Raw genomic sequence first — 25,023 nt, 5'->3', positions numbered from 1 at the left:
TTGCGCCCGGCCTGGCGAGCCGCCTCTACCCGGGCCTTCCACTTCTCGTTTCCGAGCAACCAGTCGAACGACTCGGTCTGCAGAGCGAGAAGGTCGGGAACTTCGAGGGGCTCCTGGATGTGCGCGAAAGACACGCGACGGGGACCAGCGGGTACGGCGGAGGCGTTGCGCGGGGCTGCCAACAGATGTCCTTCCGGGAGCTGACGGCGGACTGAATACGCGCATGCCAAGCGCCCGGCATTTCACCGGGACAGGAGGTAGCGCGGAAGGGCAGCATAAACCGAGAGGGACATGGATGGCAACATTTAATATGATTGTCAACCTCGCTCCCGCTTCAGGATGGCATATCCCCCTAGCCATCGTCAACTTCAACGCCGTAACTCCGCCCCCGGGGCTGCCACGGTCCCCCCAACGGTGGCGCCGTGCGATCACGGGTGGCGGTGGTCCGCGGCGGGCTTCGGGGTGTGCTCGGTGCCGGCCAGGCCCGCAGGCGGCCGACGCAACCCCGGATCTGCTCGTCCCAGTCGTCGAAGAGGTCGGGGGCGTCGGGGTGGAGGAAGACGTAGCGGACCACGTTGCGCTGCCCGACCGGCCACTTCTCCATCCCGGCGAACAGCCGCATCCCGCTCGGGTTGCAGGCGAGCACGTCCATGGTGCGGCTGACCACGTGGGCGGGGTTGGGCCGCAGGCTCTCCAGCAGCGGCCTGATCCCGGGCTGCACCGACCGGCTGGGCGGGAGTGACGGTTCGGGCGCGGGGCGGGCGGCGCACGCGGCGAGGTCCCGCAGGTGCTCGTGCTCGTGATCGTCCAGCAGGAGGGCGCGGGCGAGCGCGTCGACCACGGACGGGCTGGGCCGCTTTCGCCACGCGTACCGGCACGTCATCCTTTTCACGAGGCTGCACGTTTCGGCAGAGGGGACCCGGAGATGGGATGGAAGGAGTTCGCCAGGTCGCCGCGATTACCCCTGCTGACCGGCGTGATCGGGGTCGCGGGCGCGGTGGCGGCGGTGCCGGCCGGGACGTGGCCGGCGGCGGCGGCGTTCGCCGGGCTGCTGGGCGGCGCCGGGCTGGCGGTCGCCGCCATGCGGCGGGCGGCCGTGGCCCAGCAGGCCGAGCTGGCCAGGCTGGGCGAGCTGGTGGAGCGGCGGGCCGAGCAGGTGACGGCGCTCAGCCACGAGCTGCGTACGCCGCTCAGCATGATCAAGGGAGCGGCGGACCTGCTGGGAGAGGGCAGCCCCGGGCCGCTGACCCCGGACCAGCAGCGCTTCATCACCATCGTGGACCGGCAGTGCGCGCAGGTCATCGCCCTGTGCGAGAGCCTGCTCACCCAGGCCAAGATCGAGGCGGGGCTGTTCACGCCGCGGCTGCAGCAGGTGGACGTCTCGGTCGTGGCGCGCGACGTGGTCATCGCCATGCGCGCCCTGTGCGCCGAACGCAAGCAGCGCATCACTCTCGACACCCCGCAGGTCACGCCGCGAATCCAGGCCGACCCCATGCTGATCGTGCAGGCGATGACCAACCTGCTGTCCAACGCCAGCCGTTTCACCACCGTGGGCGGCGGCATCGACGTGCGGGTCGCCGTCATCGACACGGGGATCGCGGTGTACGTCACGGACGACGGCGCGGGGATGACCAGGGAGCAGCGGCGGCGCCTGTTCCGCCGGTTCGTGACCGGCCGCCCGCTGGCCGACGGCACCGGGCTCGGCCTGGTCATCACCAAGACGATCATCGAGCTGCACGGCGGATCCATCATGGTGGACACCACGTCGATGCACGGCACCACCTTCCTGTTCACGCTGCCTGGCTAGGGAGAGCCCCCCATGTTCACCGCGCTCGTCGTCGACGACGAACCCCAGATGACCGCGATCATCGCTTTCGCGCTCACCACGCAGGGCTTCCAGGCGATCGAGGCGCACGACGGCGCCACCGCCATGCACCTGCTCCGCACCCGCCACGTGGACCTGGTCGTGCTCGACGTGCTCATGCCGGCGCTAGGCGGGCTCACCCTCTGCGAGATGATCAAGGCCAAGTACCCCGGCGTCGCGATCGTGCTGGTCACCGCGCTCTCCCGGCCCGAGGAGGTCATCGCGGGGCTGGAGCGGGGCGCGGACGACTACGTGACCAAGCCGTTCCACCCGAGAGAGCTCGTCCTGCGGGCGCTGGCCGTGCTGCGCCGCTACACCGGCCCCGCGCTGCTGCGGGTCGGCGAACTGGTCATCGACGCCGCCCAGCACACCGTCACCATCGGCGAACGGCGGCTGACGCTGACGGACACCGAGTGCAAGCTGCTCGCCCACCTCGCGGCGCGGCGGGGCACCCCGCAATCGTGGCAGGACCTGCTGCGGGAGGTGTGGGGCACCGCCAACCTGACGGGCGGCCGGGACGTGGTCAAATCCACCGTCTACCGGCTGCGGTCGGCGCTGGAGGCGCTCGACGCCGCCTCCTACGTGCAGACCGTGCGCGGCGCCGGCTACATGATGCCCGACCGGCCCGATCGGTAGGTGACGGCGCCGTCACCAACGCTCACCGCGCTGTTACCGGCGGGGCCCGCCCCGCGGCCTAGCTTTGCGGCATGGCAACCCTTCAGCCGCTCCAGGAGGTCGACGATGGCTTCACCTCTTGCTCGTTCACGTCCGGTCCTGTCGATCGGCGCCGCCCTCGCGCTCGCCTGCTGCGGGTGCACGAACGCCCCCGGAGCGGCGAGCGCCGCCGCCGGGAAGGTGGTCGTCGCGTGCGGCGCCACCGAGGAGTGGTGCGCGGCGATGACCTCCGTCTTCACCTCCGAGACGGGGATCCCGGCCGAGTTCGTCCGCCTGTCCAGCGGTGAGGCCCTCGCCCGGATCAAGGCGGGCCGGGCCGATCCGGAGTTCGACGTCTGGCACGGCGGCCCGGCCGACGGGTACGCCGCGGCGGCCGACGACGGCCTCCTGCAGGACTACGTCTCGCCGAACGCCGCCGTCATCCCCGACCGGTACAAGGACCCCGACGGCACCTGGACCGGCGTGTACGTGGGCGTGCTCGGCTTCTGCGACAACACCAAGATCCTCGCGGAGAAACACCTGCAGGCGCCCACGTCGTGGGAGGGCCTGCTGGACCCGGCGCTCAAGCAGAACGTCGGCATCGCGCACCCCTCCACGTCCGGCACCGCGTACACGGCGCTGTGGACCCAGGTGGTGCTGCACGGGGGCGCCGACGACGGGGCGCTGGCGTACATGAGGCGGCTGCACCCGAACGTGCTGCAGTACAGCAAGTCCGGCGCGGCGCCCGCGCAGCAGGCCGCCAGGGGCGAGATCGGCGTGGGCATCGTGTTCTCCCACGACTGCGTGGCCACGCGGGAGCAGGGCTTCACCGACCTGCGGGTCACGTTCCCCGCCGAGGGGACGGGCTACGAGGTGGGCGGCGTGGCGCTGGTCAAGGGGGCGCACAACGTGGCCGGCGCGAAGAAGTACATCGACTGGACGCTGACCCCGGCGGCGCAGGAGATCGGGCCGACCGTCCACTCGTACCAGGCGCCGACCAACCCGGCCGCGAAGCGGTCGGACAAGACCGCCGACCTGGCCGCGCTGAAGCTCGTCGACTACGACAGCACCGCCGCGGGCGCCCGCAAGCTCGACCTGACCCGGCGCTTCGACGCCGAGATCGCGAAGGCCCCCAGATGACCGCCCTCGTCGACTCCCCGCCCGCGGAGCCCTCGCGGGCGCGGCGCAGGCGGCGCCGCGAGACGAGCGTGGCGCTGGCGATCGCCGCCTGCGTCGTCCTCGTCCTCGGCGGCAGCGTCTTCCCGCTCGGCACGGTGCTCGCCTCGGCGCTGTCGGCCGAGGCGTGGCCGCGGTACGCCCGGTTCTTCACCTCTCCGGTGGACCTGCGGATCCTCTGGAACACGCTCCTCCTCGGCGTGCTGGTCGGCCTGTGCGGCACGGCGATCGGCTTCCTGTTCGCCTTCGTGCAGACCCGGCTGGACGTGCCGGGCAAGCGGCTGCTGCACCTCGTCGCGCTGATGCCGGTGGTGAGCCCGCCGTTCGCGGTGGCCACGGCCACGATCGTGCTGTTCGGCCGGCGCGGGATGGTGACGCACGACCTGCTCGGCATCGAGTACGACGTCTACGGGCTGGACGGGCTGGTGTTCGTCCAGTCGCTGTCGCTGTTCCCCGTGGCCTACCTGGGGCTGCTCGGCATGATGCGCGGGCTCGATCCGGCCATGGAGGAGGCCGCGATGACGATGGGCGCGTCCCGGTGGCGCGTCTTCAGGACCGTCATGCTGCCGCTGCTCGCGCCGGGGCTGGCGGCGCCGTTCCTGCTGCTGTTCGTGGAGGCCATCGCGGACCTCGCCAACCCGCTCGTCGTGAGCGGCGACTACACGGTGCTGGCCAGCCGCGCCTACCTGGCCGTGACCGGCGAGTACGACACCACGGGCGCGGCCGTCTACAGCCTGATCCTGCTGGTGCCGTCCGTGGGCGTGTTCGTGGCGCAGCGGTACTGGCTGGGCCGCAAGGTCCGCACCACGATCACCGGCAGGCCGTCCGGCAGCGTGCACCCGGTCACGAGTTGGGTGCGCTGGCCCGTCCTCGCCCTGGCGGTGCTGGTCGCGCTGGTCATCGTCAGCCTCTACGGGACCATGGTGGCCGGCGGGGTCACGCGGGTGTTCGGCGTGGACAACGCGCTCACCTTCACGCACCTGCGCGAGGTGCTGCTCGGCGTGGGCCAGGAGGCGCTGACGGACACGACCCTGCTGGCGGCGATCGCCACCCCGGTCGCCGGGGGGTTCGGGCTGCTCATCGCCTGGCTCGCGGTGCGGCAGCTGGCGCGCACGGGCGGCTGGCTGGACTTCGCCGGAACGCTCGGCGTGGCCGTGCCGGGCACGGTGCTGGGCATCGGCTACGTGCTGGCCTACCGGCCCGCCCGGTACGTCGGCGACCTGCTGGTCCTCCCCGGGCTGGTGGGCGGCAGCGCGGTGGCGGGCGGGGCGCTGGCGATCGTGCTGGCGTACGTCGTCCGCTCCGTCCCGGCCGGGCTGCGTACGGGCACGGCGGCGCTGTCCCAGCTGCACCCGAGCCTGGAGGAGGCGTCGAGGAACCTCGGCGCCGGCCCGCTGCGGACCTTCCGCAAGGTCACGCTGCCGCTGATCCGCCCGGCGCTGCTCACCGGGCTCAGCTACGGCTTCGCGCGCTGCATGACCTCCGTCTCGACGATCATCCTGCTCGTCACCCCGGGCACGCACATCATCACCTCGCAGATCCTCAGCGCGGCCAACACCGGCCGCTACGGGGTCGCGTTCGCCTACTGCACGGTGCTGACCGCGATCGTGCTGGCCGGCTTCGGGGTCATCCGGCTGCTCGTCGGGCGCTCCGCGACACTCCACCGCTCCCCCGGAAGGCAGGAACGATGACGGACGAGACCCGCAGGGGGCGCCTCCACCTGGACAAACTGACCAAGGCGTTCCTGGGCCGCGCCGGGACCCCGGTCGTCGCGGTCGACACGGTCACGCTCGACGTGGCGCCCGGCGAGTTCATCACGCTGCTCGGGCCCTCCGGCTGCGGCAAGACCACGACGCTGCGCATCGTGGCCGGGCTGGAGGAGGCGTCGAGCGGGCACGTGCGGCTGGACGGCGAGGTCATCGACGGGCTGCCGCCGCAGCGCCGCCCGATGGCCATGGTGTTCCAGAGCTACGCCCTGTTCCCGCACCTCACCGTGGGCGAGAACATCGCCTACGGCCTGCGTACCCAGCACCGCGCCAAGGACGAGACCGACACCGCCCTCCAGATCGCCCTCACCAGCATGAACCTCGTCGGCCTGGAGAACCGTGCCCCGCACGAGCTGTCCGGCGGCCAGCAGCAGCGCGTCGCCCTGGCCCGCGCGCTGGTCATGCAGCCGGAGGTGCTGCTGTTCGACGAGCCGCTGTCGAACCTGGACGCCAAGCTGCGCGGCGCCATGCGCGCCGAGATCCGCCGCATCCAGCGCCGGCTCGGCATCACCAGCCTGTACGTCACCCACGACCAGGACGAGGCGATGACCATGTCGGACCGCGTCGTGGTGATGAACAAGGGCCGGATCGAGCAGGCGGCCACGCCCGCCGACATCTACTTCCGCCCGGCGACCGTGTTCGTGGCGGACTTCATCGGCCGGGCGAACTTCGTCGAGGTCGTGCCCGAACGGATGGACGCCGGCGACGCGGTCGTCACGGCGCTGGGGCGGACCATGGCGGTGGCGGCCCACCCCGAGGTGCAGGTGAACGCCGCCGCCTACCTCATGGTCCGGCCGGAGACGCTGTCGCTCCGCCCGGCCGCCGAGGGCGGGACCGGCTCGGTGCTGCGGGCCGCCTTCCACGGGCACAGCGTGGACTACGAGGTGGAGACCGCCTCGGGCACCCTGCTGGTGACCGTGCCGGGGCCGGATCCGCAGGGCCTGCTGGCGGAGGGCACGAACGTGACCGTGGGGATCGACCCCGGCCGCGCCTACGTCCTCACCAAGTCATGACAGGTCGGGCAGCCCGAGGTCGAGGTTGGGCCGGTCGATCCCGCCGTCCACTTCGAGCACCTTGCCCGTCACGTATCGGGCGGCCGGGGAGACCAGGTACAGCACGGCCGCCGCGACGTCCTCCGGCTCGCCGATCCGTCGCAACGGCGTGGCCTGCTCCATCTGGGTGCGCAGGCCCTCGTCGTTCATGACGATGTCGAGCGCGGAGGTGGCGACCGCACCGACGGCGACCGCGTTGACCCGAACGGCGGGGGCCAGGTCGAGCGCGGCCAGCCGGGTGTAGTGCGCCAGGGCCGCCTTGGCGGTGCCGTAGGCCAGGTAGCCGCGGCCCGCCACGCGGCCCACGGCGGAGGAGACGTTCACGACCGCGCCGCCGCCCGCCTTCAGCAGGTGCGGGACGGCGGCCCTGGTCAGCTCGTGCGCCACGCCGACGTTGAACTGGAACGCGTTCTCGAGATGCTTGCGTTTCGTGTCGAGGAAGGCGCGGGGCATCGCGCCGCCCACGTTGTTGACGACCACGTCCAGGCGGCCGAAGGCGGCCGCGGCCCGCTCCGCGAGGTCCTCGGCGGCGCCCGGGAGCGTCAGGTCGGCGGGGACGACCAGGACCCGCCTGCCGACCTGTTCCACCTGCTCGGCGATGGCGCGGAGCTGGTCCTCCGTGCGGGCGCAGATCGCGACGTCCGCGCCGGCCTGGGCGAGGGCGACGGCGGTGGCCGCGCCGATGCCCCGGCCCGCGCCGGTCACCACGGCCGCGGCGCCGCCGATCTGGAAGCGGTCCAGGATCATGACCCCACCCTAGGAACAAACTGCAACCCGTTTCAATACGGCACCGGGCTGCGGTGGGGAGGGTGGCCCGCCGTCGAGCGCGGGCGGGCCACCCGAGAGCCCGGGTCAGACCTCCAGTTTCTCCTCGATGCCCCGGAGCTGGTGCCGGGACAGGGCCAGGTTGGCGCGCGCACGGTCGAGCGCCAGGTAGAGGAACAGCCCCTTCCCCCCGCGCCCCGTGATCGGCCGGATGATGTGGTATTGGCCGCCCAGCGTGATGAGGACGTCCTCGATGCTGTCCTTGAGACCGAGCGAGTCCATCGTGCGGAGCTTCGCCTTGACCACCTCCGTGTTGCCCGCGGCGGCGACCTGCAGGTCCAGGTCCTTGGAGCCGCCGAGGGTGCCCAGCGCCATGCCGCTGCCGTGATCGACGATCGCCGCTCCGATGGCGCCGTCGATCGTCATCATCTCCTTGAGCGAGACGTCCATGCTGGCCATTGCTTCCTCCCTTTCTGCCAGGTGACGGTTCAGTGCCTACGTGCTGCGACGGCGGCCACTCCGGCGGCCGTCTTCCTGCCCTCCAGCCGCAGCAGCCCGACGTTCGCGCCGGGCTTGGCCAGGACTGTGAGGACGATGGTGGGGCCGGCGGCGTAGAAGGCCACGAAGCCGGCGGTGCCCGAAATGAGCGTTTCCTCGAGGGCGCCCTGGCCGGTCATGGTCAGCATCCGCCGGCTCATCGCGAGCAGCGCCGCCGACAGCGCCGCGGCCTGCTCGCCGCGGTCTCCTTCGAGGTCGCAGGCGATCTGCATGCCGTCCACGGTGCAGGCGACGCTGCCGCTCACGTCCGGTGTGCGCTCGCGCAGGAGCGTCATTTCCTCCAGAACCTCTTTCCGCAGCTCCACCGGTGGCCTCCTCCTGAGTACGGGGAACCTCACGCCAGCTCCTCGAGCGCCTTCTTGAGCCGCATCAGCAGCGCCAGATCGGTCGGGTCTCCCGTCACGGGCGGGCCGAGCGGCTGGGCCACCGCCCCGGGATCGTGGGGCGGCCGCCCGTAGGGGTGCCGCGCCCGCTTCGGCAGCCCGGCTCCCGGCGCTGCACCGCCATCGGCGGCCTCATCGGACTCGCCGGGCTCGCCGGGCTCGGCATGCTTGGGCCGCTTTTCGGCAGGAACGGCTCCGCCCGTACCAGGCGGGATGGCACGGCCCGGAGCGGGCGGGATGGCACGGCCCGCGTCGCCCGGCGCGGCGCGGCCCGGAGCGGGCAGGGCGGTACGGCCCGGATCGGGTGGGGCGAGCAGGCCCGCGGCCGCCAGCCTCCTGACCGCCAGCAGCACCGCGTAACCCGACCGGCCGAGCTGCTTGGCCAGCTCCAGCGGCGTGGCCTTGTGGTCGGCACCGACGATCACCTCCCACTGGACCCGGGTCAGCGTCACCCCGTGCCCCGGCAGCGACGGCACCGGTCGCACCGGCAGCATGTCCACGTCCGCGGACGGCCAGATCTCGGCGAGGTGCGCCCGCCGCCGCGCGCATTCCCGCACCAGCCCCGCCACGTCGAAGAACCACTGCCCGCCCAGCCAGTGCCGCTCCCCCGGCCGGAACTTGGGCCGCGTCCCGCTGATCGGCAGCAGGAAGAAGGCCGCGTCCAGGACCACGCCCAGCACCGCGAACTGCAGCTCGCCGGGCGTGAGCGCCCCCTCCTCGAGGAGCCGCGCGCAGCCGCCGTCCGCCTGGAGCCCGCGCAGCGCCGCCTCCGTCATCCGGCCCCTGGCCGTGAGCAGCCGCTCGACGCCCGGGGTCTGGGCGCACTCCATGTACGTCACGCGCCCGTCGTGGAGGAAGATCGTGCCGTTCCTGCCGAGCCGGAGCGCGCCCGTCGAACGCTCGCGCGCCAGCCCGCCCAGGAGTGCGTCGAGCCTGGTCATGACTCACGTCGTCAGCTGGCTGGAGACCGACCGCAGACGGTGGCGGGCCAGGGCCAAGTTGGATCGTTCCAGGTCAAGGCGTACGTAGATGACCAACGGCCCCTCGAAGACCGTCTCCAGCGGCCTGAGCAGATGATGCCCCTTGTCCGTGGTGACGAGCATGTCGTCGATCCGTACGATCTCGCCCGGGCAGGCGCGGGCAAGGCCGTCGGTCGTGGCCCGCAGCGCCTCGGTCAATGCGGCGGCCGACCGGTCGGCGTCCACGCCCGAGGCGCTGCTGAAGGCCACCGCCATGCCGCTGGTGTGGTCGAGCAGCATGGCATCCAGCGCCCCCGGTATGGACATGACCTCCGCCAGGCAGGTGTCGATTCCGAGCACGTCATCCCCCTCGCCGTAAGTGGAACGGGGACAGCGTAGGGGGGTTATGAATCGCACTGAAGTGGCCCATAGACCTGCGGTTACGCTTTTATGCGGCCAAGGCGCAGAAAACCAATACTCGTACATATAGTTCTGATATTCATGAGTATTTCTCGTAACGTCCGAGGTCAAGCCGCCTTCGAGCGCCTTCTTGAACCCGGCGATGCGCCGCACGGCGTCAGCGAGCCGCGCCGGGTGTCGTCCGCGCCGGGCATCCCCATCAGAGCCGTTATATGGTGGGCGGCATCGTCTCCCCCGAGCGCGCAGCGGCCATGGACCCGGCGGCGGCGCAGGCCGCGGCCACGTCGCTCGTGCGCGCGTCACGCGTCGAGGTTCTCGGCTCCGCACCAGCATGGGAGAGATGACATGCCCGTCCAGACCGCTCCAGGCGTTCCGGCGTTCGACCTGACAGGCAGGCTCGCCCTGGTCACCGGCTCGGGTCGCGGCATCGGACATGCCATCGCGCGGGGCTACGCGCTGTCGGGGGCGCGCGTCGTGCTGAACGGCCGCGACGCGGCGCGCCTCGAGGCGGCGGCCGCGGCCCTGCGCGAGGAGCTCGCCCCCGATCGCCCGCCCGGCGACGTCCAGGTCAGCGTGTTCGACGTCACCGACCCGGCGCAGGTCGAGCGGGCCTGCGAGGACGTCGTCGCCGCGTACGGCTGCCCGGACATCCTCGTCAACAACGCCGGCGTGCAGATCCGCGGCCCCCTGACCGAGATCCCGGTCGACGACTGGAAACGCGTGGTCGACGTCAACCTCACCAGCGGCTTCCTGGTCGGCCGCGCCTTCGCGCGCCACATGCTCCCCCGGGGCAGCGGGAAGATCATCAACGTCTGCTCGGTCCAGAACCACCTGGTACGCGCCACCACCGCCCCCTACGCGGCCGCGAAGAGCGGGCTCGGCGGGCTCACGCGGGCGATGTGCGCCGAATGGGCGCCGGCCGGCATCCAGGTCAACGGCCTGGCCCCCGGCTACATCGACACCGACCTGAACGCGTCCCTGGTCGCCGACCCCGACTTCAGCCGCTGGATCACGCGGCGCACGCCCGCCGGGCGCTGGGGCCACGTCGAGGACGTCGTCGGCCCCGCCGTCTGGCTCGCCTCACCGGCGTCCGACTTCGTCAACGGCCAGATCATCTACGTCGACGGCGGCATGACGGCGGTGATCTGAATGGACGCGAAGGCCCTCGTCGTCACCGGCCCCGGGCACCTGACGATCGAGACCCGGACCACGCCGGCGCCGCGACCGCACGAAGCCGTCGTCACGGTCGTCTACGGCGGGATCTGCGGCTCCGACCTCCACTACTACAGGAGCGGGCGGGTGGGCGAGTCCGTCCTGCGCTCCCCCATGGTCCTGGGGCACGAGGTGGTCGGCGTGGTCGCCGAGCCCGCCGCCGACGGCTCGGGGCCGCCGGCGGGCAGCCGCGTCGCCGTGCACCCCGCCCAGGTGTGCGGCCGCTGCGGCTACTGCCTGCGCGACGAGCAGAACCTCTGCGAGGAGCTGCGCTATCTGGGCAGCGCCGCCCGGACGCCGCATACGGACGGCGGGTTCGCCGAGCGCCTCGTCGTGCCCGCGAGCCGCCTCGTGCTGATCCCCGACGGGCTCGACCTGCGCACGGCGGCGCTGGCCGAGCCCGCCTCGGTGGCGCTCCACGGCCTGCGCCGGCTGAGCTCCGGCGTCGAGGGCCGCGACGTCCTGGTGACCGGCGCGGGACCCATCGGCCTGCTCTGCACCGCCCTGGCCGCCTGCGCGGGCGCGGCCACGGTCACGGCGACCGACGTGTTCGGCGAACCCCTCCGGGTGGCGCTCCAGGTGGGCGCGACCCACGTCGTCCGCGCGGACCGCGGCGAGCCGATCCCCGCCGCCGACGTCGCGATCGAGTCCTCCGGCTCCCAGGCCGGATTCGTCTCCGCCGTCGAGGCGCTGCGCCCCGGCGGGACCCTCGTCAACGTGGGGCACCTGCCCCCGGGCGGGGTCACCGCGCCGCTGCACCTCGCGGTCACCCGCGAGCTGACCCTGATGGGGTCGAGCCGCTTCTACCACGAGATGCCGGCCGCGTTGTCGATCATGAGCCGGGAGGCCGGGCGGTTCGCGCCCATTGTCACGTCCGTCTTCGGGCTCGGCGCGGCGGTGGCGGCGTTCGAGGAGGCGGCCGACGCCCGGCGCTCCAGCAAGGTCCTGCTCGCGTTCACCTGAACCCCGGTGCCGCCCGGGCCGTACCTCCTGTCGACTGTCGGGTCGGGATGGGCGGGCGATGGCGTACGGCACCAAACACGGCGAGGCGGTGGACGGGCGGACCGGCGACGACCCGCGGCGGATCGGCGGCCACCGCATCGTGCGCCGGCTCGGCTCGGGCGGGATGGGCATCGTCTACCTCGCGAAGAGCCGTTCGCGGCGGCTCGTGGCGATCAAGGTCATCCACCGGCACCTCGCCGGCGACCCGGAGTTCCGGCGGCGCTTCCGCCGAGAGGTCGCGACCATGCAGCGGGTCGCCCCGTTCTCGACGGCTGCCGTGCTCACGGCCGATCTGGACGGCGAGACGGCGTACGTCGTCACCGAGTACGTGCCGGGGCCGACGCTGTTCCGCGCGGTCGTGGAGCGGGGCACGATGTCGGGCTCGGAGCTCGAGGGGCTGGCCATGAGCACGGCGGTGGCGCTGTGGGCCATCCACGCGGCCGGCGTCGTCCACCGTGACCTCAAGCCGTCTAACGTGCTGCTGTCCCCCGTGGGCCCGAAGGTCATCGACTTCGGGCTCGCCTTCGTCGCCGACTCCACGACGCTCTCCGTCACCAGGATGGGCACGCCGGCGTACATGTCGCCCGAGCAGGTGCGCGGACTGGCGTCGCCGGCCTCCGACGTCTTCGCCTGGGGCGGTGTCATGGCCTTCGCCGCGAGCGGGCGACCTCCGTTCGGCTCGGGGGCGGGTCACGACGTGCTCTACCGCGTGGTCCACGAAGACCCCGTGCTTCCCGAGCTGGGCGGCGTGCTCGGCCAGTTGGTCGCGCGGGCGCTGAGCAAGGACCCGGCGGCCCGCCCGACGGCCGCCGAACTCGTGGACGCGCTCGGCGGGGGTGCGACGCTCCGCCTTCCGCCCGCCTTCGTCCCGGCCGGGTCCCCGCCGCGACGCACGACGAACGGCCGGTTCCCGTACGAGCCCAGGGCCACGCGCCCGGCCGCCACCGCCTCGGGCCAGAGCCACGCCGTCCTCAAGCAGGGCCACGCCGCCCCGGACCGGGGCCGCCCCGCCGCGGAGCACGGCCGTACCACCGCGGAGCGGGGCCGTGCCGCACCGGCGCACAGGGGTCGGCGGCGGGTCGCGTCCAGGCGCTGGGCGTGGGGCGGCGCCGCGGTGGCCGCGCTCGCCGTGGCGGCGGGCGCGTACCTGCTCCCCGGCCTGCCCGCCGTGACCCCGATGGTGAACCCGGCGGTGAACCCCGCCGTCGCGAAGGAGGCGGGCACGCTGTGGCGGGAGCTCCCCGGCGAGAACCCGCTGCGCGCGGACGGCGTGCGGTTCTACGTGCAGCCGGACACCGACGCGGCGCGGCAGGCGCGGACGTGGTCGGCGCAGGGCAGGACGGCCGACGCTGCCCTCATGCGGGCGCTGTCGCAGGTCCCCCAGGCGATGTGGCTCGTCGGCGGCTCCCCCGCCGACGTCTCCCGCACCGTACGCGAGGCGGTCGCCCAGGCCGAACGCCGGCGGACCGTCCCGGTGTTCGTCACCAACAACATCCCGGGACGCGACTGCTGGAACGGCGGCGCCCCGGACAGCGCGAGCTACCGGGTGTGGATCGACGCGGTGGCCGAGGGCATCGGGAACCGGCCCGCGGTCGTCGCCCTGGAGCCCAGCGGCCTGGCGCGCATCCCCGGCAGCCCCGAGTGCCCGCAGGGCGGGGAGTCCGCCTCCGTCCAGCGGTACGGCGATCTCTCCTACGCCGTGGAGACCCTGACCGGCCTGTCCCGCACCGCCGTCTACCTCGACGGCGGGCTGGCGGGCTGGCCCGCGTTCACGCAGATCGCCGACCGGCTGGTCAACGCGGGAGCGGTGCGCGCCGACGGCTTCTACGTCAACGCCGTCGGCTACCGGCCGACCGCGCGATCGCTCACGTACGCCGCGAAGCTGTCCAGGTGCGTCTACCTGCGGGCGGCGTCGCGGGCCGCCTCGTGCGGCGACGCGGCGCTGGCCGCCGTGCCGGACGACGCGCGCGGCCTGCCGCACTTCATCGTCGACACCAGCCGGAACGGGACCGGCGAGTGGCAACCACCCGTCGGCCGCTTCCCGGTCCCGGACGAATGGTGCAATCCCCCCGGCAGGGGCGCGGGCGCCCGGCCGTCCGCCGACACCGGGAAGCCGCTGGCCGACGCGTTCCTCTGGCTCAACAGCCCGGGATTCTCCAACGGCCGGTGCACCCGGGGCACCTCGGGACCGGCCGACCCGGTGTACGGCATCGTCACCCCGGCCTCCGGCCAGTGGTGGCCCGACCAGGCCCTCGACCGGGCGCGGAACGCCGTCCCCCCGCTCACCCCCGAAGCTCCTTAGCCGTTCGCCGGCTGGGTCATCCCGCCTTCCACCGCGTACTTCACCAATGTGGTGAGCACCTCCTTGACCGACGCGCGGTCGCGGACGTCGCACAGCACGATCGGGATGCGCTCGTTCAGCGCGAGCGCCCGCCGCACCTTGGCCGGGTCGTGGCGGCGGGCCCCGTCGAAGCAGTTCACGCCGACCACGAACGGGACGCCGCGCTGCTCGAAGTAGTCCACCGCGGGGAAGCAGTCGCCCAGGCGGCGCGTGTCGGCGAGCACGACGGCGCCGAGCGCGCCGAGGGCCAGTTCGTCCCACATGAACCAGAAGCGGTCCTGTCCGGGGGTGCCGAACAGGTACAGCCACAGCCCGTCGCGGATGGTGATGCGGCCGAAGTCGAGCGCGACCGTGGTGGTGGTCTTGGACTCCACACCCGAGGTGTCGTCCACCCCGATGCCCCGCTCGCTCAGCAGCTCCTCGGTGTGCAGCGGCCGGATCTCGCTGATCGTGCCGACCAGGGTGGTCTTGCCGACGCCGAAACCGCCCGCGATGAGGATCTTGATGGCCAAGGCCGAGGCGACCGCGGTCGTCCCCGGCTCAGAGGCTGCGTAGTCCATGCAGCACTTCCCTGTAGATGCGTTCGTCGATCGTCTGCGCCGCGGGGCGCGGGCGCTCGATGCTGACAAGGCCCTCTCGCCGCAGATCGCTCAGGATCACCCGGGTGATGTTGAGCGGCAGCCTGAGGTGCGCCGCGACGTCGGCCACCGGCGTGGGCCTCTGGCACAGCGACAGCACGGCGCGATGCTCCGGGAGCAGCTCCGCGGGCTCGTAGGAGCCGACGACCGTCGTGACGATGGCCACCAGGTCGAACGTCTCGCCCTGCGGGCGCGCCCGGCCCCCGGTCAGCCCGAAGAGCCGGAGCAGCGGCCCGGGATCCTCCCCGGTCACGGTCTTGCGCCGTTCCAGGCGGGTGCCGGTGCCGCTCCCCTCGGCTGCGCGGAAAGGTGCTCGCCGACCCGCTTGACCATGAGCGCCATCTCGTACGTGACCATGCCCAGCTCGGCGTCGCCCGTCGCGAGCACGGCCAGCCGGGCGCCCTGGCCGGCCGCGGTGACGAACAGGAAGCCGTCCTCCATCTCGATGATCGTCTGCCGTACGCCGCCCATGCCGAAGTGCCGCCCGGCGCCCATGGCGAGGCTGTGGCTGCCGGCGGAGATGGCGGACAGGTGCTCGGCGTCCTCGCGGGTCAGGTTCCGGGAGCCGCCCATGGCCAGCCCGTCGGCGGACAGCACGATGGCGTGCCGGATGCCGGGGACGCGCTGGGTGAGGTCGTCCAGCAGCCAGCTCAGTTCACTTCTCGGGTCGGGCATCGGGATGGTCGTCCTTTCGGTTCCACACGTCTTGTCCCTGCTCCGCCTGGCGACGGCCTTGCTGCCAGCCGCGTTGCATGGACGACATGAGTTGTGCAAGCTCCTCCGGCGAGCGCGCCGAGGTGCTGCGCCGGTCCGCGCGTCTGGCGGAGCGGAGCTGGGGAGCCAGGCTGGCCTGCGGCACCCGCATCGGCAGCCCGTCGAGGTCGTCGTCCGCCTCCTCGGGCGGCACCGTGACGCTCCAGTCGGCGGGCGGGCCGGGCGGGGTGACGGGGCCGGGGACCGGCGTCGGAATCCGGATCGGTCCGGTGGCGAGCCCGCTCCCGGACCCGCTGCCCGGCCCGTCCGCGAGCCCGTCTGCGAGCCCGTCCACGAGCCCGTTTCCGAGCCCGTTGGAAGGCCCGTCCGCGAGCCCGGTTGCAGGTCCGCCCGCGAGCCCGTTCCCGAGCCCGTTCGAGGGCCCGTTCGAGGGCCCGTCGGAGGACGAACCCGTGAGCCCGTTCGCGGAGCCGTTCACGGGCCCGGTCACGGGTCCGGCCTGGATGATCGGGCTCGGGGCGGGCCCGGCCTCGAACCAGGTCCCGCGCTCCGGGGCGCGGGCGGGCGCGTCCGGCCCGAGGGGCGGGAAGGGCTCGGGGGCGACGGCCACCCCGCGGGGCCGGGGCTCGGCGGGCCCGGTGCCGAGCGCGCGCATGGGCCTGGCTATGTGCGCGGCGACCCGGTCCGCGGCGGGCGCGACGACGACCGGGGGCTGGAGGTTGACGAGCAGGGAGCCCGGCAGCAGCACGATCGCGGTGGTCCCGTCGTACGGCGAGCGGCGCAGCGAGACCTTGATCCCGTGCCGGGCCGCGAGCCTGGACACCACGAACAGGCCGAGCCGGTCACTGTCGGCCAGGTCGAACTCCGGCGGGTCGGCCAGCCTGGAGTTGAGATCGTCGAGGGTGGACTGGTTCAGCCCCAGGCCCCGGTCCTCCACCTCGAGCGCGAAGCCGTTGGCCGCCGTCATGCTGCGGATGTGCACGTTCGTGTCGGGCGGGGAGAAGACGGTGGCGTTCTCCACCAGCTCGGCGACCAGGTGGATCACGTCGGTGACGGCGGGGCCGACCAGCAGCGGGGCGTTCGGCATCGGCACGACGGTGACGCGGGTGTAGTCCTCGACCTCCAGCCCCGCCGCGCGTACGACGTCGAACAGCGGCACCGGGTCACGCCAGCGGCGCGCGGGGGCTGAGTCGGACAGGATGATCAGGTTCTCGGCGTGCCGCCGCATGCGGGTGGTCAGGTGGTCGAGCTTGAACAGGTCCTCCAGGACCTCCGGCTCATCGACCCGGCGTTCCATGGTGTCGAGCAGCGTGAGCTGGCGGTGGAGCAGCGCCTGGTTGCGCCGGGCCAGGTTGAGGAAGACCAGCCCGACGCCCTTGCGCAGGGTCGCCTGTCCCACCGCCGCCTCGACAGCCGTACGGCGTACGGCCGAGAAGGCGTGCACCACCCGGTCGACCTCGGCGGTGTCGGCGCGGTCGAGGCCGGGCGCCTCGGTGGCCGGGTCCACGTCGTCGCCGCGGCGCAGCCGCTCGACCAGCCGGGGCAGCCGCCGCTCGGCCAGTTCCACGGCCGACTCCTGCAGCCGGCTGAGCTCGGCGATCAGCGAGCGGCCGAACCGGTACGACAGCGCCACCGACGCGACCACCGCGGCCAGGCCCAGGAGCAGGACCAGGCCGATCCGCCAGTACGCACCGGACTTCTGGGACTGCGCCTCCTCCGCGGTGCGGGCCAGCTCCGCCTGCGTGTCACGGCTGATCGCGCCGAAGATGGCGTCCGCGTCGCGCTTCCACACGGTGGGGTCCACGGGCGGCGCGCCGCCGCTGGTGTCCCAGCCGAACAGCAGGTCCTCCGCGTCCACCAGCCGCTTGAACGACGCGCTGGCGACCAGCCGGTCGTAATTCGCCCGCAGTTCGGGGCCCACGTCGCGCTCGGCGTTGGCGAAGACGAGCCGGCGGCTGGTCATCGCGGAGACGAACGAGGCCCGGTCCCTGGGGGTCATCTTGCGGTGCACGATCGTGGTGGTGAGCACGGCGTGCTCACGGCCCAGATACTCGGCCGCGGCGCTGTAGGCCGCCATGCCGCGCACCGCCTGGTAGGACGAGACGTCGCTGAGCGCGTCGCGGTCGCTGAACTGCCCGTTGGCGACGCTGATCAGGTTGTTGTACGCCTCGATGATGGTCAGCGGCGGGGCCAGCACGCCGCCGTCGGCCGAATCGCGCAGCGACTGCAGCCCGTCGAGCGCCTGCAGCAGCGCCTGCACCTGGGCCGGGGTCTCCCCGTCCGCCGCCCCGACGTCGACGGCGCTGATCACCTCGCGCAGGCGCTTGGCCTTGCCGTCGGTGACCCGCCGCTGCTCGGCCAGCGGCTCGTACGAGCCGGTGCCGCGGACCGCCTCCGCCGAGAGCTGGCGTTCCCGCTGTAACTCGACGATCAGCTGCAGCACCGGCGACCCGATGCCCTCCCAGCGGTCCTGCGCCTGGGAGACGGTGACGATCTCCTCAACGCTGGAGTAGGCGATGAACCCCCACAGAGCGACCATGGAGACCAGCGGAAGCAGGAGAATCCTGAGCAGCTTGGTACGGATCGGCGGGGGCGAACTCATCCATCATGTCCAATTCCGCGCACGGGTGATGCGCCGCTGGGCAGTCGCGAACCGGCACTACCCCGAGAATGTCCGCCACGACTGGCACGCCTGTGGTCCGTCCACTATGCCGATGGGGCAGATGTACTTCAAGGTACAGATGCGAAGAAACATCACGAATGGCGGGTTGACTCTTTGTCAGCACACGGTTCGTGACCGTAACGGCCGCCATCTCACCCAGAGTGACGATCTTGGGACTCCCGGATGACGGAGCGGCTACCCACCCCGCGCCGAGCCATCCCCCCGAAAATGTAAATAAGTCCGCGAATAGCCTTTCTAGGCTTTTGCAGAGGCGGAGCTACAATTAAGGCGAAAAAGGAAGGGGAGGCTCATGGGAAATGTCGTGGACTATATCGCGACCGAGACGCTGGATCGCGAGACCCAGCACCTGACCCAGGCCGAACTCGACCGGCTGAGCGAGCTGCTGTCCGCCACGACCGGCGATGGCAGAAGGTAGGCCGCGTCGATTTCCGAAACCCCCGCGACAGGCGGGGCGGCCGTTCTGTGAGGCGGAACGGGCGGTGCCGGTGGACGAGGCCGGAAGGCGGGCGTCCGCGGCACTGACCGCGCTCGGTCTGCGGGCGGAGCTCGTGGACGCGGGCGACGGCCGCGACCCGACCGCCTGGTGGTGTCGCCTGCTCGGCGGCGCGGATGACGTCCCGCCGGTCGCGTGCGGAATGGGCAAAGGACGCCCGGACGAGGCTCGCGTGGGCGCGCTGTTCGAGGCCGTCGAGCACTACCTCACCGGCCCGGCCGGGTTCGACCCCGCTGTCGTGCGGCCTGTCGCGCCCGCCGCGCTCGCCACGGGGCCGCTGCGCGGGGACGCGTGCGCGCTGCTGCTGGCCGGGACGCCCGGGCGGCGGATGGCCTGCTTGCGCTATCGCCCGCTCGGCAGGCCGCCTCTTCCCCACAGGCGTGCCGACGCGCTGGTGCCGCTGTTCCTGTCGGCCCCCTGGTACGTCGAGACCGGCGCCGCCCCGCTGCGCGAGCTGGCCGGGGACGACTGCGACTACGCCCAGCTGATGCGCTACAGCTGCAACAGCGGCTCGGCCGTCGGCATCACCGCCGCGGAGGCGCTGTTGCACGCCCTCAACGAGGCCGTCGAGCGGGACGCCCTGTCACTGCTCCTGGTGCGCGCCTTCCTGGGCGGGGACGGCTTCCGGCTCAGCCTGATCGACCCGCGGACGCTTCCGGACGCTCTCGCGCGGGCGTACACGACGGCGGAGGAGCTGACCGGGTCTCCCGTGCACCTGCTGGACATCACCAGCGACCTCGGTGTGCCGACGATGCTGGCGTACACGGCTCCGACCGCCCGCCATCCACACCGGCGCGGGGGCGGCACCTCGCTGGACCCGGCGTACGCCGCCTGGCGCGCCCTCACGGAGCTCGTCCAGACCACGCTCGGCGAGGGCCTGCCGCATGCCGGAGCCGCCGTACGCGGCGATCTGGCCGGGCTGGCGGCGCACCCCGCGCTGCACGCGTGCGGGCGGTTCGACCTCACCGGCGCCCTGCGCGACGCACGAGTGGTCCCCTTCCCGCGAACCTGCGCGGCGGCCGGGTCTCCCGGCGCCCAGCTGCGGAAGGTGGCGGCGATGCTGGCCGCGCGGGGACACCCGGCCTACCACCGCATGGTGCGCGTCCTCCCCTGCGGGATCACCGCCGTGCACGTGATCGTGCCGGACCTGGAGCGGTTCATGCTGGTGACCGACGGCAACCTCGTCCTGCCCGGCCGCAGGGGGCTGGCCGCCGCGGCCGGAAGGGTTTCCGAAACGATGCCACAGGATTGGCAGCCTCATCAATGAGGTGAATGGTTTTTCCGGTTTATCGACCTTGCATGGAGAATTACCAGCCTCTTTATCCGCACATACTGGATTTATGGGCGCACGATATTGGCAGAATCGCCAGGCCAAGACGTCGGTGGTGATCGGCATTCTGCTCTTGGCCCTGGCCACCATGATCTTGACCGTGGCCGGCCGATTGCCCAAGGACTGGGGGATAACGGCCGGATCCGTTCAGGTCATAGCGGCAGTGACGGGCGCGATAGGGCTGGGCAACGGCCTGGTGCAGTTCCTGTCCTGGTGGCGCAAGCGTGGCGCGGCCACGGCCGCCCCCACGTCGGCCGACGTCGCCACCGCCAAGGACGTCCTCTCCGGGCTGGTGACCCAGCAGTGGCGCGACGAGACGGTCCTGCGCTCGCTGTGCGATCCCGAGCCCATGCCGCTGCCCTGGCACTCGACCGAGCGCCGCGAGCTCGCCGACCGACCCGAGATCATCGCCAAGGGCACCGTGGCCTTCCCCGGCCTGGACGTGCACATCGCGGACATGGCACGAAATTTCCGCTCCCTGCGCTGCCGCCGGCTGGTCATCCTGGGCGGCCCGGGCACCGGGAAGACGACCCTGGCCGTGCAGCTCGTCCTCGAACTGCTGCGCACGCGGGAGCCGGAGGAGCCCGTGCCGGTGCTGCTGTCCGCCGCGCGCTGGGACGACCGCGTGTATGGGCGGCTGCAGGACTGGCTGGCCGCGAGCCTGGCGCTCGACTATCCGGCGCTGCGCGCGGAGGGCCTCGGCGTGGACATGCCGGAGACGCTCGTGGCGCGGGGCGAGGTGCTGCCCGTCATCGACGGGCTGGACGAGCTGCCCGACACCGCCCGCGCCGACATGCTGACCGCCCTGAACCGGTCGTTGTACGAGACCGACCAGCTCATCCTCACCTGCCGCACGGAGCAGTTCGCCGAATCCGTGGAGGAGATCGGCGACGCCCTCACGGCGGCGGCGGTCATCGAGCCGCAGCCCATGTCCCCCCCCGCCGCGGCCGACTACCTGGAGGCGTGCCTGCCCACCGTGCCCCACTCCGCCTGGCCCCAGGCCCTGGCGGAGCTGCGCAAGGGCACCGCTCCCGCCCTGTCCGAGGTCACCTCGACGTCAATGGGGCTGTGGCTGGTCCGCGCCACCTACATCGCGCCGCGGGTCGATCCGACGCCGCTGCTGAAGCTCGGACGCGGCAGCGCGGCCGAGCTGCACGACCATCTGTGCAACCAGCTCATCCCCGCTCTGGTGAGCACGCGCAGGCCCGCCGAGGGCCCGCCGCAGCCCTTCCGGCCGCTGCACGCGTGGACGCCGGAGCAGGTCGACCGCTGGCTCACGTACCTTTCACACCAGCTCGCGCGCAACGAGGAGGACCCGCGCGACGTGGCGTGGTGGCATCTGGCCCGCTACACCTCCACCCGCACGGTCCGGTTCGGGGCCGCCGCCGTGATCGGGGTCGTGGTCGGGCTGGCCTTCGGGCTGCTGACGAAGTCGCTCTTCTTCAGCGCGATGGCCGGCCTGTTCTCCGCGCTCGTGGCCGAGACCCTGATCGGCTCCTGGTTCACCGAGTCGCCGGGCCACGCCGACTTCCACCTGCGCGGCAGGCTCTCCGAGCTCCTTCCCGCCCTCCGGGACGGGCTGATCGTAGGAGCCCTGGGAGCCATCGTCGGCTGGCTCATGGCCTACGCGAGCGGGAAGCCGGTCTTCGCCCTGAGGTCCTCGGTGCAGCTCGGGCTGCTGTCCTTCGTCGGGTTCATGGCCCTGCTCAGCCTGATCCGCTGGGTCGAGAGCCCCACCGCCGACCTGACGGCGAGATCCCCGCGATCGACCTGGCAGGCCGACAGGAACCTGACCGCCATCCGGATCCTCGGCGGGCTCGTGGTCGGGATCGCCACCGCGGGCGTCCTGCTGTATTCGGGGATCCCCTCGGACATGTCGATCGTGGTCGGCCTGGTGCTGGGGCTGCTGTTCGGGCTCATACTGGGCCGCCACCACGCCTGGCTGGCCTACAAGCTGACGGTCCCCCGCCTGGCCACCCGGGGGAGCCTGCCGCTGCGGGCGATGGACTTCCTGGACGACGCCCACCGGCTGGGCCTGCTGCGCACGGAAGGGCCGTACTACCAGTTCCGGCACATCGAGCTGCAGCAGCACCTCGCCGACGGGCGGCACGTGGCGCCCGCGCAGGAGCCGCGACCGCCGACGCGGCACCCGTGATACCGCAGGTCAAGGCTCCCCCGCATAGTGACAGCCCTGGTGGGCAGGACGGACGCACATAGTCGTATCGGGGGCGTCATGGCAACTTCAGGAGGCGTCTTCAGACGCAAACCGGTGGAGCTCATCGCCACCGAGCACGAGGGCGAGCTGGCCAGGTCGCTCGGGTTGTGGCAGCTCACCGCCATCGGCGTGGGCGGCATCATCGGCGCGGGCATCTTCGCCCTGGCCGGCGCGGTCGCCAACCAGACCGCGGGTCCTGCCGTGCTCATCTCGTTCATCATCGCGGGGATCGCCAGCGCCGCCGCCGCGTTCTCGTACGCCGAGTTCGCCGGCCTGATCCCGAAGGCCGGGTCCGCCTACACCTACGGGTACGCGGTGCTCGGGGAGATCGTCGGCTGGTGCATCGGCTGGGACCTGCTGCTGGAGTACACCGCCATCGTCGCGGTCGTGGCCATCGGCATCTCCGGCTACTTCGGCTTCCTCGTGGAGCAGCTCGGCTTCACGCTGCCCGCGTGGATGCTCGGCGCGCCGGGCACCGGCCCGGGACACGTGGTGGACCTGTTCGCGGCGATCCTGTGCCTGCTCATCGCCTTCCTGTTGAATCTGGGGATCCGCGCCGCGGCCAGGTTCGAGACGTCCGTGGTGGCCATCAAGGTCGCCGTCGTGCTCCTGGTGATCGTGGTCGGGTTCTTCTACATCAACCCGGTCAACTACACGCCGTTCTTCCCGTTCGGGGTGAGCGGGGCGATCACCGGCGCCGCCACCGTGTTCTTCGCGGTGTTCGGCTACGACGCGATGAGCACCGCGGCCGAGGAGTCACGGGACGCGCAGCGGCACATGCCGAAGGCGATCATCTACTCGCTGGCCATCTCCATGGTCCTGTACGTGCTGGCCACGCTCGTGCTCACCGGCATGCAGAACTACCGGGAGATCGATCCCGAGAGCGGCTTCTCCTCGGCGTTCGCCTCCGTCGGGCTGCCCGGGCTCGCGTCCCTGATCGCGGCCGGGGCCGTGGTGGGCATCCTCACGGTCATGTTCACGTTCATGCTCGGCGTCACCCGGGTGTGGTTCTCGATGAGCCGGGACGGGCTGCTGCCGCACTGGTTCGCCAGGCTCCACCCGGTGCGCCGGGTGCCCACGCGGGTCACCTGGATCGTGGGTCTCGCGTCGGCGGTGATCGCCGGGTTCCTGCCCATCCGGGAGGCGGCCGAGCTGACGAACATCGGGATCCTGCTGGCGTTCGTGGTCGTGTGCGTGGCGGTGATCGTGCTCCGCTACCGGCAGCCCGACCTGCCGCGCCAGTTCCGCATGCCGGGGATGCCGGTGGTGCCGGGCATCGGGGCGCTCTTCTCGATCTGGCTGATCACGTTCCTGAGCCCGGTGACGTGGCTGCGCTTCGCCGCCTGGTTCCTGCTCGGGCTGGTCATCTACTTCGCCTACAGCCGGCGCCACTCGGCGCTCGCGTAGACCGGTTCGGGCACGGCCCTCCGGAGCCGTGCCCGGCCGTGCTGTTCAAGGCGCCGTTCAGAACGGGCAGGTGTCCGTCCACTGGGTCACCAGCGAGGGGTTGTTCCGGTCGGCGTCACGCTGGCTGCCGCACAGGAACGGGGCGAAGCGGGTGTCGTCGCGCAGCCAGCGGCTGAAGAACGACACGATCCACTTGCCCTGCTTGGCCTTGTTGCCGTAGCCGGTCATCGGGCAGAGGTGGTCGCCGGGGACCTCGATGTACAGCTTCTCGGCCTGCGTCATGCTGTTGTACCAGGGCCTGGCGTACGTGCCGCCGGGCGCGGCCACGTCGCTCGCGCAGGTCAGGAAGAAGGTCGGCTTGGCGACGCCGGCGAAGCTCCCGCTCGGGTGGTAGGGCGCCAGCGGCACGCCCGCCCTGAACCGGGTGTCGTCGCGCAGCGCCACCATCGTCCCGCCGCCGCCCATGGAGTGGCCCGCCGCGCCGAGCACGCCGTTCACCTTGCCCGAGATCGGGTTGCCGGTGGCGTTGCCGAGGTTGAGCAGCTGGGTGCCGGCCGCCCTGATCTGGGTCCCCCGCTGGTCGGGGCTGTCGGACAGCGTGTTGGTGTCGACGTTGAGGACGACGAAGCCCCAGGACGCCAGGCGCGGGCCGAGCCAGCCCAGGTTCTGCTGCGTGCCCTGGTAGCCCGGCATGAGCACGATTCCCGGGTAGGAGCCGCCGGCCGTCGGGTACGTGATCGTGCCCGCGCGGTAGCCGCTGGGGTTGGGCACGGTGTAGGTGGCGGTGGCCAGCGGGCCGGTGGCCGCCTCCAATGACTGGATGGTCGGGTCGGGGATGGTGCCGCCCGGAGGCGGCGTGGTGCCGCCCATCGTGCCGTAGACCTGGAACTCCCACAGCGAGTAGCCGTAGGCCGTGCCGCGGGCGGTGCCGTACATCCGTACGTATCGCCCGCTCCCGGTCACTGGAAGGGTCTGCGTACCGCCGGTGCCGGTGCTGGTCGCGTAGACGGTGGTCCAGGTCAGGCCGTCGGCGGAGGTCTGGATCTGGAACGCCCTGCCGTACGCGGCCTCCCAGCTGAGCACCACCTGGCTGATGGCGGCGGTTCCGCCGAGGTCGACCCGCAGCCATTGCGGGTCGACGAAGGCGCTCGACCAGCGGGTGGCGGTGTTGCCGTCCACGGCCGCCGAGGCGGGCGTGCCGGCGTTCTCGGCGGACGACGCGGTGACGGGCTTGCCCTGGGACAGCAGCGGGTCGGCGACCGCCCGGGCGGCACCCGCCCCGCCGACCAGCGCGGCGGCGAGGGCCAGCGCGACGAGAACGAGGGAAGGTCTCATGCTCTACCTCTGTGGAACGGGCATGGCTTTCGCCAGCGCGCGGACAGAAAGGCCGG

At 72.3% G+C, this 25,023-nt stretch carries 24 protein-coding genes; 12 read left to right on the top strand and 12 right to left on the bottom strand.

The genetic code is table 11. From position 1 onward, the window contains the following. A partial coding sequence (locus ACIBI9_RS47750; RefSeq protein WP_397233181.1) for a hypothetical protein occupies positions 1-182 on the bottom strand: 182 nt, incomplete at its 3' end. A 170-nt stretch (positions 183-352) separates the two neighbouring features. Beyond that, positions 353-883 (bottom strand): hypothetical protein, encoded by a 531-nt coding sequence (locus tag ACIBI9_RS47745; protein WP_397233191.1) that lies wholly within the window; start codon positions 881-883, stop codon positions 353-355. Between the two features lie 42 nt (positions 884-925). On the opposite strand from ACIBI9_RS47745, the gene ACIBI9_RS47740 reads away from it, so the two are divergent. The 5 genes from ACIBI9_RS47740 to ACIBI9_RS47720 all read left to right on the top strand — a co-directional run bounded on the left by ACIBI9_RS47740 (position 926) and on the right by ACIBI9_RS47720 (position 6,473). After that, the gene (locus tag ACIBI9_RS47740) at positions 926-1,807 is read left to right on the top strand and encodes a sensor histidine kinase (RefSeq protein ID WP_397233179.1); all 882 of its coding nucleotides are present in this window, start codon (positions 926-928) and stop codon (positions 1,805-1,807) included. Positions 1,808-1,819: 12 nt separating this feature from the next. Beyond that, a complete protein-coding gene (locus ACIBI9_RS47735) occupies positions 1,820-2,500 on the top strand; it encodes a response regulator transcription factor (protein WP_397233177.1) in 681 nt (226 codons plus the stop codon). Positions 2,501-2,605: 105 nt separating this feature from the next. After that, positions 2,606-3,658: an ABC transporter substrate-binding protein gene (locus ACIBI9_RS47730; RefSeq protein ID WP_397233175.1), complete on the top strand. Its 1,053-nt coding sequence runs from the start codon at positions 2,606-2,608 to the stop codon at positions 3,656-3,658. Further along, positions 3,655-5,385: an ABC transporter permease gene (locus ACIBI9_RS47725; RefSeq protein ID WP_397233173.1), complete on the top strand. Its 1,731-nt coding sequence runs from the start codon at positions 3,655-3,657 to the stop codon at positions 5,383-5,385. Before ACIBI9_RS47730 ends, ACIBI9_RS47725 begins: the two co-directional genes overlap by 4 nt. After that, entirely contained in the window at positions 5,382-6,473 is a 1,092-nt protein-coding gene (locus tag ACIBI9_RS47720) for an ABC transporter ATP-binding protein (RefSeq protein WP_397233171.1), read from the top strand. Before ACIBI9_RS47725 ends, ACIBI9_RS47720 begins: the two co-directional genes overlap by 4 nt. Here ACIBI9_RS47720 and ACIBI9_RS47715 read toward each other — a convergent pair. The 5 genes from ACIBI9_RS47715 to ACIBI9_RS47695 all read right to left on the bottom strand — a co-directional run bounded on the left by ACIBI9_RS47715 (position 6,468) and on the right by ACIBI9_RS47695 (position 9,537). Then, the gene (locus ACIBI9_RS47715; RefSeq protein WP_397233169.1) at positions 6,468-7,259 is read right to left on the bottom strand and encodes an SDR family oxidoreductase; all 792 of its coding nucleotides are present in this window, start codon (positions 7,257-7,259) and stop codon (positions 6,468-6,470) included. The two genes, ACIBI9_RS47720 and ACIBI9_RS47715, sit on opposite strands and share 6 nt — an antisense overlap. 105 nt (positions 7,260-7,364) lie before the next feature. Continuing rightward, positions 7,365-7,736: a hypothetical protein gene (locus ACIBI9_RS47710; protein WP_397233167.1), complete on the bottom strand. Its 372-nt coding sequence runs from the start codon at positions 7,734-7,736 to the stop codon at positions 7,365-7,367. A gap of 29 nt (positions 7,737-7,765) precedes the next feature. Then, positions 7,766-8,140 carry a roadblock/LC7 domain-containing protein gene (locus ACIBI9_RS47705; RefSeq protein WP_397233165.1) on the bottom strand — a complete coding sequence of 125 codons (375 nt, stop codon included), beginning with the start codon at positions 8,138-8,140 and terminating at the stop codon, positions 7,766-7,768. Between the two features lie 29 nt (positions 8,141-8,169). Continuing rightward, positions 8,170-9,159, bottom strand: coding sequence for a hypothetical protein (locus ACIBI9_RS47700; RefSeq protein ID WP_397233163.1), 990 nt, complete (start codon positions 9,157-9,159; stop codon positions 8,170-8,172). Between the two features lie 3 nt (positions 9,160-9,162). Next, positions 9,163-9,537, bottom strand: coding sequence for a roadblock/LC7 domain-containing protein (locus ACIBI9_RS47695; protein WP_185072500.1), 375 nt, complete (start codon positions 9,535-9,537; stop codon positions 9,163-9,165). A gap of 405 nt (positions 9,538-9,942) precedes the next feature. Here ACIBI9_RS47695 and ACIBI9_RS47690 point away from each other — a divergent pair, with 405 nt between their 5' ends. Genes ACIBI9_RS47690 through ACIBI9_RS47680 form a run of 3 tightly spaced genes read left to right on the top strand, consistent with a single transcriptional unit; the run spans position 9,943 to position 14,113 of the window. Next, a complete protein-coding gene (locus ACIBI9_RS47690; RefSeq protein WP_397233161.1) occupies positions 9,943-10,746 on the top strand; it encodes an SDR family oxidoreductase in 804 nt (267 codons plus the stop codon). Then, entirely contained in the window at positions 10,747-11,772 is a 1,026-nt protein-coding gene (locus ACIBI9_RS47685) for an alcohol dehydrogenase catalytic domain-containing protein (RefSeq protein WP_397233159.1), read from the top strand. A 58-nt stretch (positions 11,773-11,830) separates the two neighbouring features. After that, positions 11,831-14,113, top strand: a complete 2,283-nt coding sequence (locus tag ACIBI9_RS47680) for a glycoside hydrolase family 6 protein (RefSeq protein WP_397233157.1) — start codon at positions 11,831-11,833, stop codon at positions 14,111-14,113. Here the strand turns inward: ACIBI9_RS47680 and ACIBI9_RS47675 are convergent. The 4 genes from ACIBI9_RS47675 to ACIBI9_RS47660 are packed head-to-tail and all read right to left on the bottom strand — an operon-like array spanning position 14,110 to position 18,106. Continuing rightward, entirely contained in the window at positions 14,110-14,712 is a 603-nt protein-coding gene (locus tag ACIBI9_RS47675) for a GTP-binding protein (RefSeq protein WP_397233155.1), read from the bottom strand. The two genes, ACIBI9_RS47680 and ACIBI9_RS47675, sit on opposite strands and share 4 nt — an antisense overlap. Then, positions 14,693-15,043: a DUF742 domain-containing protein gene (locus ACIBI9_RS47670; RefSeq protein WP_397233153.1), complete on the bottom strand. Its 351-nt coding sequence runs from the start codon at positions 15,041-15,043 to the stop codon at positions 14,693-14,695. The genes ACIBI9_RS47675 and ACIBI9_RS47670 overlap by 20 nt, the downstream gene beginning before the upstream one ends. Continuing rightward, the gene (locus tag ACIBI9_RS47665; protein WP_355389461.1) at positions 15,040-15,465 is read right to left on the bottom strand and encodes a roadblock/LC7 domain-containing protein; all 426 of its coding nucleotides are present in this window, start codon (positions 15,463-15,465) and stop codon (positions 15,040-15,042) included. Before ACIBI9_RS47665 ends, ACIBI9_RS47670 begins: the two co-directional genes overlap by 4 nt. Further along, positions 15,446-18,106, bottom strand: a complete 2,661-nt coding sequence (locus ACIBI9_RS47660; protein WP_397233151.1) for a nitrate- and nitrite sensing domain-containing protein — start codon at positions 18,104-18,106, stop codon at positions 15,446-15,448. The genes ACIBI9_RS47665 and ACIBI9_RS47660 overlap by 20 nt, the downstream gene beginning before the upstream one ends. 370 nt (positions 18,107-18,476) lie before the next feature. Here ACIBI9_RS47660 and ACIBI9_RS47655 point away from each other — a divergent pair, with 370 nt between their 5' ends. The 4 genes from ACIBI9_RS47655 (at position 18,477) to ACIBI9_RS47640 (ending at position 23,632) form a co-directional block, all read left to right on the top strand. Next, positions 18,477-18,602 carry a hypothetical protein gene (locus ACIBI9_RS47655; protein ID WP_397233149.1) on the top strand — a complete coding sequence of 42 codons (126 nt, stop codon included), beginning with the start codon at positions 18,477-18,479 and terminating at the stop codon, positions 18,600-18,602. A 64-nt stretch (positions 18,603-18,666) separates the two neighbouring features. Beyond that, positions 18,667-19,947: a YcaO-like family protein gene (locus ACIBI9_RS47650; protein ID WP_397233147.1), complete on the top strand. Its 1,281-nt coding sequence runs from the start codon at positions 18,667-18,669 to the stop codon at positions 19,945-19,947. 73 nt (positions 19,948-20,020) lie between these two features. After that, positions 20,021-22,165, top strand: a complete 2,145-nt coding sequence (locus ACIBI9_RS47645; protein ID WP_397233145.1) for an NACHT domain-containing protein — start codon at positions 20,021-20,023, stop codon at positions 22,163-22,165. A gap of 78 nt (positions 22,166-22,243) precedes the next feature. Next, entirely contained in the window at positions 22,244-23,632 is a 1,389-nt protein-coding gene (locus tag ACIBI9_RS47640) for an amino acid permease (RefSeq protein WP_397233143.1), read from the top strand. 57 nt (positions 23,633-23,689) lie between these two features. Here ACIBI9_RS47640 and ACIBI9_RS47635 read toward each other — a convergent pair whose 3' ends face one another. Beyond that, on the bottom strand, positions 23,690-24,967 hold the full coding sequence (locus ACIBI9_RS47635; protein ID WP_397233141.1) for a discoidin domain-containing protein: 1,278 nt from the start codon (positions 24,965-24,967) through the stop codon (positions 23,690-23,692). Positions 24,968-25,023 lie beyond the last annotated feature (56 nt).

The organism is Nonomuraea sp. NPDC050451, from assembly GCF_044458585.1.
Note: the sequence above shows the minus strand (reverse complement) of the source record. Positions and strands in the feature narration are given on the sequence as shown.

Excerpts from the sequence above, each read along its gene's own strand:
- ACIBI9_RS47740 (WP_397233179.1), top strand. The coding sequence starts at position 926 with ATGGGATGGAAGGAGTTCGCCAGGTCGCCGCGATTACCCCTGCTGACC.
- ACIBI9_RS47720 (WP_397233171.1), top strand. The coding sequence starts at position 5,382 with ATGACGGACGAGACCCGCAGGGGGCGCCTCCACCTGGACAAACTGACC.
- ACIBI9_RS47735 (WP_397233177.1), top strand. The coding sequence starts at position 1,820 with ATGTTCACCGCGCTCGTCGTCGACGACGAACCCCAGATGACCGCGATC.
- ACIBI9_RS47690 (WP_397233161.1), top strand. The coding sequence starts at position 9,943 with ATGCCCGTCCAGACCGCTCCAGGCGTTCCGGCGTTCGACCTGACAGGC.
- ACIBI9_RS47635 (WP_397233141.1), bottom strand. The coding sequence starts at position 24,967 with ATGAGACCTTCCCTCGTTCTCGTCGCGCTGGCCCTCGCCGCCGCGCTG.
- ACIBI9_RS47730 (WP_397233175.1), top strand. The coding sequence starts at position 2,606 with ATGGCTTCACCTCTTGCTCGTTCACGTCCGGTCCTGTCGATCGGCGCC.
- ACIBI9_RS47685 (WP_397233159.1), top strand. The coding sequence starts at position 10,747 with ATGGACGCGAAGGCCCTCGTCGTCACCGGCCCCGGGCACCTGACGATC.
- ACIBI9_RS47680 (WP_397233157.1), top strand. The coding sequence starts at position 11,831 with ATGGCGTACGGCACCAAACACGGCGAGGCGGTGGACGGGCGGACCGGC.
- ACIBI9_RS47725 (WP_397233173.1), top strand. The coding sequence starts at position 3,655 with ATGACCGCCCTCGTCGACTCCCCGCCCGCGGAGCCCTCGCGGGCGCGG.
- ACIBI9_RS47645 (WP_397233145.1), top strand. The coding sequence starts at position 20,021 with ATGGGCGCACGATATTGGCAGAATCGCCAGGCCAAGACGTCGGTGGTG.
- ACIBI9_RS47660 (WP_397233151.1), bottom strand. The coding sequence starts at position 18,106 with ATGAGTTCGCCCCCGCCGATCCGTACCAAGCTGCTCAGGATTCTCCTG.
- ACIBI9_RS47675 (WP_397233155.1), bottom strand. The coding sequence starts at position 14,712 with ATGGACTACGCAGCCTCTGAGCCGGGGACGACCGCGGTCGCCTCGGCC.
- ACIBI9_RS47745 (WP_397233191.1), bottom strand. The coding sequence starts at position 883 with ATGACGTGCCGGTACGCGTGGCGAAAGCGGCCCAGCCCGTCCGTGGTC.
- ACIBI9_RS47655 (WP_397233149.1), top strand. The coding sequence starts at position 18,477 with ATGGGAAATGTCGTGGACTATATCGCGACCGAGACGCTGGATCGCGAG.
- ACIBI9_RS47710 (WP_397233167.1), bottom strand. The coding sequence starts at position 7,736 with ATGGCCAGCATGGACGTCTCGCTCAAGGAGATGATGACGATCGACGGC.
- ACIBI9_RS47640 (WP_397233143.1), top strand. The coding sequence starts at position 22,244 with ATGGCAACTTCAGGAGGCGTCTTCAGACGCAAACCGGTGGAGCTCATC.
- ACIBI9_RS47700 (WP_397233163.1), bottom strand. The coding sequence starts at position 9,159 with ATGACCAGGCTCGACGCACTCCTGGGCGGGCTGGCGCGCGAGCGTTCG.
- ACIBI9_RS47665 (WP_355389461.1), bottom strand. The coding sequence starts at position 15,465 with ATGCCCGACCCGAGAAGTGAACTGAGCTGGCTGCTGGACGACCTCACC.
- ACIBI9_RS47715 (WP_397233169.1), bottom strand. The coding sequence starts at position 7,259 with ATGATCCTGGACCGCTTCCAGATCGGCGGCGCCGCGGCCGTGGTGACC.